This is a genomic window from Psychrobacter sp. 1Y4 (assembly GCF_051847555.1).
On sequence record NZ_JBPYDE010000003.1, the window covers coordinates 28,803 to 42,901 of the forward strand.

Annotated in this window: 12 protein-coding genes; 6 read left to right on the top strand and 6 right to left on the bottom strand. The window is 41.7% G+C overall.

Features of this window, described 5'->3' with window-relative positions:
• Positions 1-376: 376 nt before the first annotated feature.
• A complete protein-coding gene (locus tag ACS8FC_RS02955) occupies positions 377-1,750 on the bottom strand; it encodes a hypothetical protein (protein ID WP_439260588.1) in 1,374 nt (457 codons plus the stop codon).
• 239 nt (positions 1,751-1,989) lie between these two features.
• On the bottom strand, positions 1,990-2,259 hold the full coding sequence (locus ACS8FC_RS02960) for a SlyX family protein (RefSeq protein WP_439260587.1): 270 nt from the start codon (positions 2,257-2,259) through the stop codon (positions 1,990-1,992).
• 250 nt (positions 2,260-2,509) lie between these two features.
• Between ACS8FC_RS02960 and ACS8FC_RS02965 the strand changes: the two genes are divergently transcribed.
• The 6 genes from ACS8FC_RS02965 to ACS8FC_RS02990 all read left to right on the top strand — a co-directional run bounded on the left by ACS8FC_RS02965 (position 2,510) and on the right by ACS8FC_RS02990 (position 8,866).
• The gene (locus ACS8FC_RS02965) at positions 2,510-4,456 is read left to right on the top strand and encodes an ATP-binding cassette domain-containing protein (RefSeq protein WP_439295829.1); all 1,947 of its coding nucleotides are present in this window, start codon (positions 2,510-2,512) and stop codon (positions 4,454-4,456) included.
• Positions 4,457-4,920: 464 nt separating this feature from the next.
• Positions 4,921-5,505, top strand: coding sequence for a ubiquinol-cytochrome c reductase iron-sulfur subunit (gene petA / locus ACS8FC_RS02970; RefSeq protein ID WP_439260585.1), 585 nt, complete (start codon positions 4,921-4,923; stop codon positions 5,503-5,505).
• Positions 5,506-5,527: 22 nt separating this feature from the next.
• A complete protein-coding gene (locus tag ACS8FC_RS02975) occupies positions 5,528-6,733 on the top strand; it encodes a cytochrome b (protein ID WP_299217979.1) in 1,206 nt (401 codons plus the stop codon).
• Positions 6,733-7,449, top strand: a complete 717-nt coding sequence (locus tag ACS8FC_RS02980) for a cytochrome c1 (protein ID WP_299216576.1) — start codon at positions 6,733-6,735, stop codon at positions 7,447-7,449. The genes ACS8FC_RS02975 and ACS8FC_RS02980 overlap by 1 nt, the downstream gene beginning before the upstream one ends.
• A gap of 227 nt (positions 7,450-7,676) precedes the next feature.
• Positions 7,677-8,291, top strand: a complete 615-nt coding sequence (locus tag ACS8FC_RS02985) for a glutathione S-transferase N-terminal domain-containing protein (protein WP_439260584.1) — start codon at positions 7,677-7,679, stop codon at positions 8,289-8,291.
• A 137-nt stretch (positions 8,292-8,428) separates the two neighbouring features.
• Positions 8,429-8,866: a ClpXP protease specificity-enhancing factor gene (locus ACS8FC_RS02990; protein WP_439295830.1), complete on the top strand. Its 438-nt coding sequence runs from the start codon at positions 8,429-8,431 to the stop codon at positions 8,864-8,866.
• An 81-nt stretch (positions 8,867-8,947) separates the two neighbouring features.
• On the opposite strand, the gene dcd is transcribed toward ACS8FC_RS02990, so the two are convergent.
• The 4 genes from dcd to ACS8FC_RS03010 form a co-directional block, all read right to left on the bottom strand.
• On the bottom strand, positions 8,948-9,523 hold the full coding sequence (dcd, locus tag ACS8FC_RS02995) for a dCTP deaminase (protein WP_058369435.1): 576 nt from the start codon (positions 9,521-9,523) through the stop codon (positions 8,948-8,950).
• A 117-nt stretch (positions 9,524-9,640) separates the two neighbouring features.
• On the bottom strand, positions 9,641-10,858 hold the full coding sequence (gene apbC, locus ACS8FC_RS03000; protein ID WP_439260582.1) for an iron-sulfur cluster carrier protein ApbC: 1,218 nt from the start codon (positions 10,856-10,858) through the stop codon (positions 9,641-9,643).
• Between the two features lie 244 nt (positions 10,859-11,102).
• A complete protein-coding gene (mgtE, locus tag ACS8FC_RS03005; RefSeq protein ID WP_439295831.1) occupies positions 11,103-12,452 on the bottom strand; it encodes a magnesium transporter in 1,350 nt (449 codons plus the stop codon).
• A 264-nt stretch (positions 12,453-12,716) separates the two neighbouring features.
• Positions 12,717-13,517: a 3-hydroxybutyrate dehydrogenase gene (locus ACS8FC_RS03010; RefSeq protein ID WP_299216594.1), complete on the bottom strand. Its 801-nt coding sequence runs from the start codon at positions 13,515-13,517 to the stop codon at positions 12,717-12,719.
• Positions 13,518-14,099: the final 582 nt, after the last annotated feature.

The window sequence follows — 14,099 nt, forward strand, 5'->3', positions numbered from 1 at the left end:
TTTACCGTTCCTATAATCAGTAGGTCAGAACAATCTCCTTCCATACCTATTATTTAAACGGTCTCCTAATTTGAATAGTAATGGCTTTCTCACACTAAGACAACACTTAAAGTACTTTATTTCTCAAATATGACTGGACAGTTCTTAATTATTATTATGCACTTAAGTGAATATTATTAATATTTTTCTAACCGAATAACTTATGCATACCGACTTCTTGTCAACCAAATTTATACTGTCAAGAACGCTTTCAATAAATAAGTTTAATTTATAAAGACCAATAAAAAAGCGACCCTTATTGGATCGCTTTTTTATCATTAAATAATAAGTATTAGATGACTATTGCTGCATCGAGATAGACGTGCAATTCTTAGCACTATTGCGCTTGGTAAGAAACTTTAACCCCTAGTACATAACCGTCGTTGTCTTCAAAGTTGCTGACGATATCTTGGGTTGGTGTCTTACCTTTTGCATCACCAAACCATAAATATTTACCGCCTGCTGATACTGCCCAGTTTTCGGTGACATTGTATTTGGCACCAAGACCTGCACTATAGTAGCCTTCGATAGGACCTAAAGACGTGACTGGGTCACCTGCTCCGCTATCCCAGCCAACTGTACCACTAACTGCTAGAGCTGGTGTTAGGCGTTTGGCCAATCCAAGCTCAACAACCCATTGCTCATCATCATAGCTGACTAAATCTAAACCTTTGTCATCTCCAGTCAGAGTTTTACTAACTTCATTGTAGTTTGGTGGTGTAATTGCAAAGTCATCCCAAGGTACCCAGCGCACTTTTGCAGTCGCCAGTGTCGTTGGATTAACACCTGTTTGGAAGTCTAAATTGACTGATTTTGGTGTGGTAATTTCAATTGAATTACCAACGCCTACATCAAAACTTTCGCCAATCTGGGTTTTGTGATCAATCTCAGATCGATAAGTCAGAGCAGCTTTTAAAGCAATTTCAGGCTTGCTGTATGAAGCTCCAGCTAACCAACCATAATCTTGGCTAGGGTTGATATTCGCAGTATAGCCCGAAGCTGGACCATAAGCAGCACCACGTAGCTTTACATTAGCTTCTATGCGCTGTGCAACTGGGCCACCATACACTTGGAAGTTTTTGTTTTGACCAAGCTTCATGCCCAATATACCCGTTAGGCTGTGGCTACGTACTTCAACATTGGTCGCCTCACCTGCTGCATCTGCTGCTCCTTTTAGAATTTCTAGTTGAGCCAGCCCTTCTGCTATATCTGGCTTAGCAGCGTCTGGTATATTTGGATTAGCTAGAGCGCCTTTAGCCTGAGCGATTGCACCATTGAGTGTTGCAACATTCGGAATGTCTCCTCCTGATCCACCTGCAACAATCGTATCGGCATCGTCGATTGAAACAAAGTTGTTGTCACCACTGTAAAGAGCAGCAGCACCAAATGGCTCGTCGTATAACACGCCAATACTAAAGGTGTCATTGATGTCGGTTTTTACACCATACCGAAAAAAGTCGTAGGATTCCGCGATATCATCTATTTTTCTGCCTTGTACATAGCTTTCATCATTAGAGCGTACCACTGCATTGTCATAGCCTGTGACATCAGCATTAATATAGGTATAGACGGTTTCTGCATAAGTGCCATCTTGTAAAAATGCAGTAATATCTTGACCTGAGCGATCAAGACCAGCAGCGCTAGCAACGCTAGCGATAGAAAGAGCTGCAACAGCTACTGTGAGAGTTTTTAAATGAAAAATTGCGCGCATTGTCTATCTCCAAACGTCCGCATTGTTTTACTACTTTGTCCTATGTAGACAAGTAAGCAGTATCCGAAGTCAAAGATAGTAAAGTTTTTGGCACACTAAAACAACTGAAAAAAAATATTATTTCTCTTTTATGACTAAATAGTCATAAAAGAGTGTTTTTATGTATATAGATGAATATAATAGTTTAGAGAACTTGATCTGTTTTTATAGCTAGTTATAGCTAGTTATAGCTATACGCGCTAGTAATGCGGTGGTCTATCTGCTATTACATCGAATGGTGCAATGCCGTCGTCAGTCCTCTGGCTTTCTACTTGCTTATAGACCAGTTGGAGCTGACGCTGTAACGTATGAATATGCTGGTCTTGACGAGCAATTACCTCATCAAGTCGCTCTACAGTCAATTCAAGATGCGCCATGCTCATTTGTAGATCGACCATTTGTGTTTGTAGTTCAGATAGTTCTATTGCATGATCTTTTTGGTTTGCATTATTCTTTGATGCTGTCTTCATACTTATCTCATTGTCATAATTATTTGTAGCATGGAGCTTATATTATAGGTCATTTATAGGGAACAAAGCATTAACACAGGAATCAAAACCATCTTACTAAAATTTTAATCATAATAGAGGTGATAAAAAGTCCTTGCTTACACTAAAGTCATCTAGCAGCATGTTATACTGTTAACAATTTGGCAATATTCTTTAAACCTCTATTGTCCACTCATTGTTTTTATCACTATATATAAGCTTAAGATAATTTATGGCACTGATACATTTAAAAAATATTCATCTCGCCTTTGGCGTCGCCCCTGTCCTCGATGGTATTGATTTTAGCATTAATGAAGGTGAGCGCGTCTGTTTGATCGGCCGCAATGGTGAAGGTAAATCTACTTTATTCAAACTCATCAACGGCTCTTTACAGCCTGATAGTGGTGAAATCATCATCAATGGTAGTGCAAGCGTAGCGATGCTTGAGCAAGATGTACCTGAAACCAGTGGTAAAATACTCGACATCGTCATGGGTGGTAGCCGCCATACCGCTGATTTACTGATTAAATACAATCAGCAAACTGACCTATGCGCAAATGGCGATATGGATGCGTGCGAGCGTATGGCAACGTTGCAACATGATATCGACGCTGTGCATGGCTGGGATCTAGAGCGCGAAGCAAGACGGTTAATTACAACGATGGGGCTTGATCCTGAAGATGATTTATCCTCTTTATCTGGTGGTCGTAAGCGCCGTGTGTTACTGGCGCGGGCATTAGTGACCAAGCCTGATATGCTCTTATTAGATGAGCCGACCAACCATTTAGACGTTGATAGTATTGAGTGGTTAGAGCGCTTCTTGCTCGACTGGCAAGGCCTAACTCTACTGTTTGTCACTCACGATAGAGCATTCGTTGATAAGCTTGCGACTCGCATTGTAGAGCTCGACCGCGGGCAGCTGACAAGCTATGACGTGACTCAGGGCGCAAAAGGTTATGCCCGTTATCAAGAACTTAAAGAGCAGCAGTTACTAGCAGAAGAAAAGAACAATGCCAATTTTGATAAAAAACTGGCGCAAGAAGAAGTATGGATTCGTCAAGGCATTAAAGCACGTCGTACCCGTAATGAAGGCCGCGTTCGTGAATTAAAAGCATTACGTGAAGAGCGTAGCGCACGCCGTGAGCAAGTTGGTAATGTTAACATTACTATGGGTGAAGGTGAAAAAAGTGGCAAGCTGGTCTGTAAGGTTAAAAACCTGCATCTAGAGTATGACGGTAATGTGTTGGTTGATAATTTTACAACCACTATTATGCGCGGTGATAAAATCGGCATTATAGGTCCAAATGGTGCAGGCAAAACCACACTTATTAAAGCCCTACTCGACATGTCTGATGATGAGGTAACCAAGACTGGTAGCGTTGAGCTTGGGACAAATTTGCAAATCGCTTTTTTTGATCAACTACGAGATCAGCTGGATCTTGAAGCAACTGTCGCTCAAAATGTATCAGAAGGCTCAGACTTTATCGAAGTTGGTGGTCGTAAAACCCACATCATGAGTTATTTACAAGATTTCTTATTTGCGCCTGAGCGTGCACGTACCCCGGTTAAAGCTCTATCAGGTGGTGAGCGTAATCGTGTCTTACTGGCCAAACAACTGCTAAAACCTGCCAATATCCTAGTGCTTGATGAGCCAACCAACGACCTAGATATGGCAACCCTTGAGCTATTAGAAGAATCGGTCAGCAGTTTTAACGGTACCATTCTCCTTATCAGCCATGATCGCTCGTTTATGGACAACGTGGTCACCTCTACTTGGGTATTTGACCAAGACGAAAATGGCAAAGGTGTGGTTAAAGAGTATGTAGGTGGTTATCAAGAATATTTGATACAGAAAAAACGTGTTCAAGCTGCTCATGCGGCCAAATCTGCAAATAAAGCCTCTGAAAATACCAAATCTACCAATAAGTCAGCAGCGGAAAACAAACCTAAAAAAACAGCTAAAAAATTAAATTTTAATGAGCAGCGTGAGCTTGATAACCTACCAAAACAGATTGCTACTCTTGAGCAAGAACAAACTCAATTACAAGAGAAACTAGCGGATGGTTCATGGTTCACCGAAGACTTCGACGCTGCAACCGTTGCAAGCGAGCGCTTATTAGTGATCGAAGATGAGATAATGAATATGCTTGAACGTTGGGAAGCCCTCGAAAACAATTAGAGCATTGTTAAATTAGATCAGTCTACAAAAGCAACTTACCTAGGTTTATGAATAGACCATAGTAACAAATCATAGATAAGCAGGTTTGGAATATGTTTAGGTGAACCAAATGATAGTAAATCTATGGAAAGTTAGTGAACATTGCCCTAATTTCGAGTATCATTCTTGGTCTTTGAATATCCTTATTAATTTTAAGGTGATTATTGCAATCGGATTTTAATATAATAAGGTTTCAGCTTTGATTTGGCTGTGACTTTTTCATAAGACTATAGCTATAAACAATGTGTTGTCAGAGTCGTTTTATTTTTGACACATTAATTTATTTTATGACCAAAATAGCTTAGAATAGCAACAATTAGCAAAATTAGGCACAGCTAACGTGGCTTATATATTTGTATTGTAAATTTCTAAGTCACAAACCCAGTGTGGGATAATCCCATTTCATTCACCTGGAGGAAGTATTAATGAGCCAAGCCGAAGGCGTTAATGTACAACGTCGTAGAGTTCTTATTGCCTCGACTGCCGCAATTGGTGCAGCTGGGGTAGCTGCTGTAGCAACACCTTTTGTTCGTTCTTGGACCCCAAGTGCTAAAGCAGAAGCTGCCGGAGCGGCAGTTACTCAAGACATCAGTTCTATCGAAGATGGACAAATGATCGTCGTCAAATATCGTGGCAAACCTATTTTTGTGGTTAAGCGCACTGAAGACATGATAGGTACGCTTGAATCAGTAAAACCGCTGTTATCTGACCCTGATTCTAGTGCATCGCTACAACCTGAATACTGTGTCAATCCTACTCGCTCTCTTGAACCGGGTATACTGGTGGTAGAAGGCGTTTGTACGCATTTGGGCTGTGCACCGAACTATCGTCCTGACGTTGGTGCAGCCGACTTAGGTGGCAATGACTGGTATGGTGGGTTTTTCTGTCCTTGTCACGGTTCTAAATACGACCTAGCGGGTCGTGTCTATAGTGGCGTTCCGGCACCGCTTAACTTACCCATCCCAGAATATAGTATGGATGGTACTATCTTGACGGTTGGGGAGGCTTAACATGAGTATGGGTAAAAAGTTAATGCATTGGGTGGACGCACGCTTTCCTGCGACCGAAACCTATGAATACCACATGTCAAAGTACTATGCGCCAAAGAATTTTAACTTTTGGTACTTTTTTGGCGTATTGTCAATGGTGGTATTGGTCAACCAATTGGTGACCGGTATTTGGCTTACGATGATGTACAACCCAAGTGCTGAAGGCGCGTTTGCGTCTGTTGAATATATCATGCGTGATGTGAAAGGCGGTTGGCTTATTCGCTATATGCATTCGACTGGTGCTTCAGCCTTCTTCGTTGTAGTCTACTTGCATATGTTCCGTGCCTTGCTTTATGGTTCATACCAAAAGCCTCGTGAGCTTATTTGGCTGATCGGGATGGGAATTTATTTGGCGTTGATGGCTGAAGGTTTCTTCGGTTACCTACTGCCTTGGGGCAACATGTCATTCTGGGGTGCACAGGTTATCTTAAACCTTCCTGCCGCGCTTCCTGTGATTGGTGATGGCCTTGCTGAATGGGTTCGTGGTGATTATATTATCTCAGGTATTACGTTAAACCGTTTCTTTGCGCTACACGTCGTTGCTATTCCTCTAGTACTTGTGGGCTTAGTCTTTATGCATATCGTTGCCTTGCATCATGTGGGTTCAAACAACCCAGACGGTATCGATATTAAAAAGCTTAAAGATAAAAATGGTGTGCCATTAGATGGTATTGAGTTCCATCCTTATTACACCGTGCATGACATGATCGGTATTGTTGTCTTCTTTATCTGTTTCTTTGCTGTAGTGTTCTTCTTCCCAGAAGGCGGCGGTTTCTTCCTAGAGCCACCAAACTTTGAAACAGCGAATTCACTAAAAACACCTGAACATATTGCACCTGTATGGTATTACACGCCTTTTTATGCAATCTTACGTGCTGTTCCAAATAAACTTGGCGGTGTTATTGCAATGGGTGGCGCAATTGCCGTGCTATTCTTAATACCATGGCTTGATAGATCACCAGTACGCTCTATACGTTATAAAGGTATCTTGTCTAAGATTGCATTAACTGTGTTTGCTATTAGCTTCATTGTACTGGGTTATTTAGGTGCTACGCCTGCGACACCAACGGCGACTATCATGGCCCGTGTCTTTACAATCTTGTATTTCTTGTTTTTCTTGTTGATGCCGATTTACACTGCTATCGAGAAGTGTAAACAGCCACCAGAACGTGTTACCGGAGGTCACTAATGAACACGCTAACAAAATCCTTAACAGGTTTAGGCTTAGGCGCGGCATTGACCTTGACTGCTGGTACGGCACTGGCAGCAGGCGGCGGCGGATGCGGGACTTTTGTCAATGCCGAAGGCGTTGAAGAACACTTAGCCTGTAGTACAGCGCCTATTGATTTTACTAATAAGGGCTCGCTACAAAACGGTGCAAAAATATTTATGAACTACTGTGCAGGTTGTCATTCTGCACAGTACGTCCGTCATTCACGTATTGCTAAAGATCTTGAAATACCACCTGAGCTTGTAGAAAAGTACTTGATGGTAACCACTGATCAAATCGGTGATCATATCAATGCTGAAATTGATCCTGAGATTCAAGCGTCATGGTTTGGTGCTGCACCACCAGATTTAACGCTTGAAACCAGACTGCGTGGTGATGATTGGGTTTATACATACTTACTATCGTTTTATGAAGATCCTAGCCGTCCTTGGGGGGCTAACAACTTAGTACTGGCAAATGCGGCCATGCCTCATGTATTGCATAATATGCAAGAAGAGTTAAGTGCTGAAGAATTCGAATCTGAAGTCGGTGACTTGGTGAATTTTATGGCATGGATGGCTGAACCTGCCCGTCATGACCGTCAAGTAATTGGTTTTTTTGTCATCTTATTCTTATTGGTACTACTCATTCCAGTTTACTTGCTTAATAAAGAGTTTTGGAAAGACGTGAAATAATAAAATAAGTAGACGTTAAAGATGTAGAAATTCAGTATAAACTAGGCACTACTTAGGTAGTGCCTTTTTTGCATTGTTTTAAAGTTCAATAAAATCTATCTTAGAAATAAAATAGACTTGCTGTGACTATATAAACTCTAGCAGTATATAATGTTTACGCACGCTACCTTGATAAACAGGGTAACTTTGTTTACGATGACACCCTCAACTATTAACATTAGGCTCTCATGATTGATGCGAATGACATTCCGAGTAGTCAGCTGATTTTATATGCTGATGATGGCTACGACAGTCATGTGGTACGCCTGTTGCTTGAAGAAAAAAAGCTTGATTATTATTTGTCACGTTTACACTCAGAGCGCCCTGAAGACCTTACTGAACTGAACCCTTATCATACATTGCCTGTGTTACAGCAGCGCGAAATCTCACTATATGAGATTAACGTGATTTTTGAGTATTTAGAAGAGCGTTATCATGCAAATAAACTGTTGCCTGATACGCCTCAAGAACGTGCGCAGTTTCGTCAGTTAGCTTGGCGTATTCAACATGATTGGTTAGTGCTTGGTAAACGCTTGCTTAAACATCCAGATAGCTTTAACAAAACGCAAGCAGCCTCAGCAAAAAAACAGCTGACTGATTCATTAATTACCCTATCACCACTATTTGCTCATAAATCATACTTTATGTCAGATGAATTTGGATGGTGTGATGTGCTATTGGCGCCTTTATTATGGCGACTGGACGAGATGGGTATCGAGCTACCACGTGCAATTAGTCGTCCTTTACTAGACTATCAAACGCGGCTTTTTGAGCGTAATAGCTTTCAAAAAAGTGTTCGCTAATTAGATAACTTTATATAGCTGTCCTAGAATAGCAACTGACCCAGTATAAGCTAAGTAAGTTTATCCTTATCCGTTAGCTAAAAGCCATATAAAATTACTTTATTAATCAAAAACCAAAAAATATAGGAAACCATCAGATGAGCGAAACCACGTCTATTACCCCAACTCGTCCCTATATGGTGCGTGCGCTATATCAATGGATAGAGGACAACGCCCTGACACCATATTTAATGGTTGATGCCACTGCCAAAAACGTGCAAATACCAACCGAACACGTACAGGATGGCCGTATCGTGCTTAATATCGCTAGCCGCGCTACTGGTAATATGAGTATGGAGAATGATTATATTCACTTTAGTGCACGTTTTGGCGGAGTATCGCAAGAGATTTGGGTGCCACTACCTGCCGTCATGGGTATCTATGCAAAAGAAAACTCACAAGGTATGTTTTTTGACCCGAGCGAATATGAAAATTATGATCCTGAAGAAGACTCTGTAGGTACGTCTAAAAAGAGCACAGCTACCGAGTCCAAGCCGAAACGTAATAATAAAGCGGGTTTAAAAGTCTTAAAATAGTAAATGGCAAAATACAAAAAAGCTGGACGTATTTAATACGCCCAGCTTTTTTATTGTCTATTTAAAGTTTTACAACTCAAATCAAGTTCTCGGTAATGTCACACCGCGTTGACCTTGATATTTACCGCCACGATCTTTATAGCTGGTCTCGCAGACATCATCTGCATCACTTTGGAAAAACAACATTTGTGCCACACCTTCCCCCGCATAAATACGTGCAGGTAAATTGGTAGTATTACTAAACTCTAAAGTGACGTGCCCTTCCCACTCAGGCTCAAGCGGCGTCACGTTGACGATGATACCGCAGCGTGCATAAGTCGATTTACCAAGACATATAGTCAATACATCACGTGGAATACGAAAATATTCCATCGTACGTGCTAATGCAAAAGAATTTGGCGGAATAATACACTCATCACCAACAATGTCGATAAAGCTTTTTTCATCGAAATTTTTAGGGTCAACGACTACCGAATGGACGTTAGTAAAGACCTTAAATTCAGGTGCACAGCGCACGTCATAACCATAGCTTGAAGTACCGTAACTAACCAGACGCTCACCTGCATCATTAAAGCGTACTTGACCCGCCTCATATGGCTCGATCATACCATGTTCTTCAGCCATTTTACGAATCCAGCGGTCAGACTTGATAGACATTGTTATTCCTCAAAATTTTTAATAGCGACGATTATACGGAATTGATAGATCAATTTATAGAGTAATCACAAAATTGCTTAAGCTGGCTTTTTTAAACCTACTTAAGTTAATTGTCGGTTAAAATATACGCTTATCATCGACAGGTTTAGCAAACTTACTAATATTGGCTTCAATGTTCTTAGCAATGTTCAGATAATAGGATGCGAACTCATCATTAGCTAAAACGCTTGGCTCACCTTTATCCACTTGCGCACGAATACCGCTGGCGAGTGGCAGCTGACCTAATAGCGGCACGTGATATTGCTCAGCGATAAGCTCACCGCCTCCAATACCAAAGATGGCTTCGGTATGATGACAGTTGCTACAAGTATGCAATGCCATATTTTCAACCACACCAAGTACTGGAATACTGGTTTTGTTGAACATCTCAACACCTTTTTGCGCGTCAAGTAAGGCAATATGCTGCGGCGTCGTTACAATCACTGCGCCAGTCACTGGAATACGCTGTGCAAGCGTCAGCTGAATATCACCCGTACCTGGCGGCATATCAATGACCAAATAGTCTAGCTGTGGCCAGTTGGTTTGGTTATATAGCTGCATGAGCGCACCTGTGGCTTTTGGTCCGCGCCAAGCGACAGGTGTATTATCACTATCAAGCAAGCTACCTATAGATAGCATCGCTAAGCCATGCGCGTCAACAGGAACAAACTGCTCATTTTCTAGTTGCGGTTTTACATCAGCGACGCCCAGCATCGTTGGCATACTAGGCCCATAAATATCAGCATCAAGCACACCAACACGGTTGCCAAGCTCTTTTAAAGCCAAGGCAATATTAACGGTGGTGGTTGATTTACCGACGCCGCCTTTGCCTGACGCTACTACGATAATATGTCGAATACGCGGATGTGCTGCTAGTGAAGCTTGAGTTGGCGCCGCTTTCGTTATGGGTGGTTCGCTGTCTGTATGTGACTGTACGCTTGACTTATCTTGCTTAGCCATTGCATCGGTCGTCTTTGGCATCTGTTTCGGTAAGCTTGCTCCGTCACCTTTTGCTGGTGCAGGCAGGCGCACATTCATATGGATCGTTTGGATACCATGCGGATGCAGCAGTTGTCCAAGCTCTTGCTGAATGGTTTCAGGATCACTATCTTGTGGCAACCGTAAGTCTAAGGTTAGCTGGTTACCGCTGCGCTCAAGCCCTGTTATCATGGTAGCAATGCTAACAGTACCTACTTCATAGCCCAGTAGTACTTTATCTACTGCACTATCACGTTCTGCCTGTTGCTTGGGAGTCTCAGGTTTTTCTGACGTTATTTTTTTTATAAAGTTAAACATAGCTACTATTACTGCCTATAAAAGTGGGTGGACATGGTAAAAGAGCTCAGTTAACAATGCTATAAATATGAAAAACCAGATAGTCTATGAGCTTTTTAGCCAAACCTTTTATCGTGACAGTGTAGCTCAATTACAAGGATAAAAAAACCACAACGCTAATCGTACAAGGCCCTGTACAATCTGTTTTTTCTGCCTTTTAACTTAAATACTGGTGTCGATGATTATTGTATCTATATTTAGCTTGTTAAATGGACAAAAATTGTGAAGCAATAAAGAGGTAGATAAGCACACCTGAGGCGTCACATACTGAGGTAATTAAAGGTGCACTCGCAGTAGCAGGGTCAAACCCTAGTTTATTGAGCACAAAAGGAAGGCTCATACCAATCACACAGCCGATCATAACCACGGACATCATACTAAGCGCAAGCACTAGTGATACCACAGCATCACCGCGTATGTAACCGATGATAGAGATAGCCACTGCCATCGTAGCACCAAGCATGAGCGCGACCAGAGCTTCTCTGGCTAGTAGTGAAAACCAGTCTCGCATGACCACATCCCCAGTCGCTAGGGCGCGCACCATTAAGGTCGCAGACTGCGATCCGGCGTTACCACCACTATCTACCAGTAATGGCAAGAAAAACACCAATACCAGATTGGCTGCAATGACCTCTTCAAAATTTGAGATGCTTAATCCTGATAGTAAGTTCCCAAATACTAAAAACACCAACCAAAACACGCGCTTACGATATAGCACCCGAATGCTAACATCTTTGAGCTTGCCTACCATAGTTGAGATGCCGCCTGACTTGTGAAAGTCATCAGTGGCTTCATCACTTGCAACGTCCATTGCATCATCATGGGTAACAATGCCTACCAAAGCACCACTATTATCGATAATTGGCAGGGCAATCAAGTCATATCGTGCAATGGTTTTAGCCACTACTTCTTGATCGTCATCGACATGACAGGACACCACAGTACTCATCATCATGTCTGCAATAGCCTGATTAGGCGACGCTAAAATCAATACTCGTAATGACACTACCCCCATTAACCTACGTTCGTCGTCAATTACGTAGGTGTGGTAGATGGTCTCAGCATCAGGCGCTTCCAAACGTAGAGCATGCAAAGCTTCGGCAACCGTCATCTGAGCACTCAAAGTAGCATAGTCTGATGTCATCAAAGCACCAGCCGTGCGCTCTTCATAAGCGGACAGTTTACGAATATCTTCACGCTGCGCCTGTGCCAGTGCTGGAAGTAAAGCATCACGCTGATCTTGGTTTAAATGTTTATATAAGTCAGTGCGTTCATCAGCAGGCATCTCCCCTACCAATATCGCCATGATATTCCGAGGAAACTCATGCGCCATAGCAACTTGAACATCAGGCTCTAAATAAGAAAAAATGGTGGAGCGATTAGATAGACGTTCTAATAATTGCCAAGCAAGTTTAGACTCCATAAGTGCGAGCACATCAGCAATATCGATGGGGCGCAAGTCTTGTAATTGATTGACTGACTGCTCAAATTCGTGTTGTTCAGTAGCACAGCTTAATGTCTTTGCTAAGGTCTCTACAACATCTTTGCTATTCATTATTCTTACTCCGAGCGACCTTTAAGCGGTGCAGCAAACAATAATAAAAAAGAGTCAACATCATTGGCTCAAGTCAATAGAAGACAAGATGTTAATGGATTGATTTTTTATTAGCAAGCGATAGTCAATTCAAATTCGTATGGGTATGAATAAACTGGTTTTGGATGAACAAAAAAACCACAATGCCAATAGTACTGGCTTTGTGGTAATCTAAAAATTATTTTCTTATTTATAAATGTTCTTATAAATGATGGGAGTAAAAACTTATCTCATGCACCAACCATGACTGGCATTGATAGACTGACCGGTAAATACATTGGTTGGAAAAGCGGCCAAAAACAGTGCCGTTTGCGACACATCTTCGATAGTCGTAAACTCTTTATTGAGCGTATTCGCAAGTAAGATATCGTTGATCACAGCCTCTTCACTGATACCTTTTGCAGTAGCCTGTAGTGGTATTTGCTCATTAACCATTGCCGTTCTGACAAAGCCTGGAGAAATCATATGCGAGCGTACATTATGCGGAGCACCTTCTTTGGCAATGGCGCGGCACAAACCTAGTAATCCGTGCTTTGCAGTAATGTAAGGTGCTTTAAAAAGTGACGCATCATGAGCATGAATTGAACCGATATAGATAATCGTGCCACCTTTATTGTCTTTATACATATATTCTACAGCCGCTTTAGTGGTTAAAAAACCACCATCTAGATGGATAGCTAACAGGTTTTTCCAGTTGTCGAAACTCATTTTATTAATCGGATTAATAAGCTGAATACCTGCGTTTGAGACCAAAATATCAATACCACCAAAGGTATCGACAAGCTGTTTGGTACCACTGTTGACAGCATCTTCAGATCTGACATCCATATTGATTGCCAGCGCTTTACCGCCAGCTTTGGTAATCATATCGACTGTTTCTTGAGCGCCTTCAAGATTAATGTCAGCGACGCCGATCAGAGCACCAGCTTTTGCATAAGTCTCAGCAATGTCACGCCCAATACCAGCAGCTGCACCAGTGATTAAGGCTACCTTGCCTGTCAAATCTTGTTGTACTTGGGTCACCATAGTTTGTCCTTATTATGGGTGGGTATAATAGTAATGGCGAAACGCTACAGTTGTAGCAAGCCTTTAACTAAGCACGCACTCACTGTTTTTGTAGCTCAGTGATAAGCTATGCGCAGTTCCGTTGCACAGTTTTTGTAGCGTTCTGACCCTATTACTTAGGGTTAACACGCATTATGAAGTGTCTCGTATTGCGTGGTCTTGAATAAACAACAGCCGTTTGAATGCTGTTATTAGGAAAAGGAGATAACGAATTGTAGAAATTTTTTGTTATTAATGATGGTTCTTGATCGTACTTATTGAATGTTTTTTGATAGGTAATAATGGTATCAACTCAGAAAAACGAGCATAGTTATTGATAATCAATATTATAGCCAGTCGATATAAAATAGATAACCGCTAGCGCTAGAAAATACGCTCGCTCATTTGATACGGATAGTGTTGCCAGTAGAGCTATGTGTAATAGATGAGGATATACAATAGATTGCGATATTACACAGATTATCGGTAAAGAGTTAGATGCTGAATCGGTACTGGAGCAGCGCCATGACGTTGCTGTCACACACTAAAAGCAAAGTGACAACA

Excerpts from the sequence above, each read along its gene's own strand:
- ACS8FC_RS02955 (WP_439260588.1), bottom strand. The coding sequence starts at position 1,750 with ATGCGCGCAATTTTTCATTTAAAAACTCTCACAGTAGCTGTTGCAGCT.
- ACS8FC_RS02960 (WP_439260587.1), bottom strand. The coding sequence starts at position 2,259 with ATGAAGACAGCATCAAAGAATAATGCAAACCAAAAAGATCATGCAATA.
- ACS8FC_RS02965 (WP_439295829.1), top strand. The coding sequence starts at position 2,510 with ATGGCACTGATACATTTAAAAAATATTCATCTCGCCTTTGGCGTCGCC.
- petA (WP_439260585.1), top strand. The coding sequence starts at position 4,921 with ATGAGCCAAGCCGAAGGCGTTAATGTACAACGTCGTAGAGTTCTTATT.
- ACS8FC_RS02975 (WP_299217979.1), top strand. The coding sequence starts at position 5,528 with ATGCATTGGGTGGACGCACGCTTTCCTGCGACCGAAACCTATGAATAC.
- ACS8FC_RS02980 (WP_299216576.1), top strand. The coding sequence starts at position 6,733 with ATGAACACGCTAACAAAATCCTTAACAGGTTTAGGCTTAGGCGCGGCA.
- ACS8FC_RS02985 (WP_439260584.1), top strand. The coding sequence starts at position 7,677 with ATGATTGATGCGAATGACATTCCGAGTAGTCAGCTGATTTTATATGCT.
- ACS8FC_RS02990 (WP_439295830.1), top strand. The coding sequence starts at position 8,429 with ATGAGCGAAACCACGTCTATTACCCCAACTCGTCCCTATATGGTGCGT.
- dcd (WP_058369435.1), bottom strand. The coding sequence starts at position 9,523 with ATGTCTATCAAGTCTGACCGCTGGATTCGTAAAATGGCTGAAGAACAT.
- apbC (WP_439260582.1), bottom strand. The coding sequence starts at position 10,858 with ATGTTTAACTTTATAAAAAAAATAACGTCAGAAAAACCTGAGACTCCC.
- mgtE (WP_439295831.1), bottom strand. The coding sequence starts at position 12,452 with ATGAATAGCAAAGATGTTGTAGAGACCTTAGCAAAGACATTAAGCTGT.
- ACS8FC_RS03010 (WP_299216594.1), bottom strand. The coding sequence starts at position 13,517 with ATGGTGACCCAAGTACAACAAGATTTGACAGGCAAGGTAGCCTTAATC.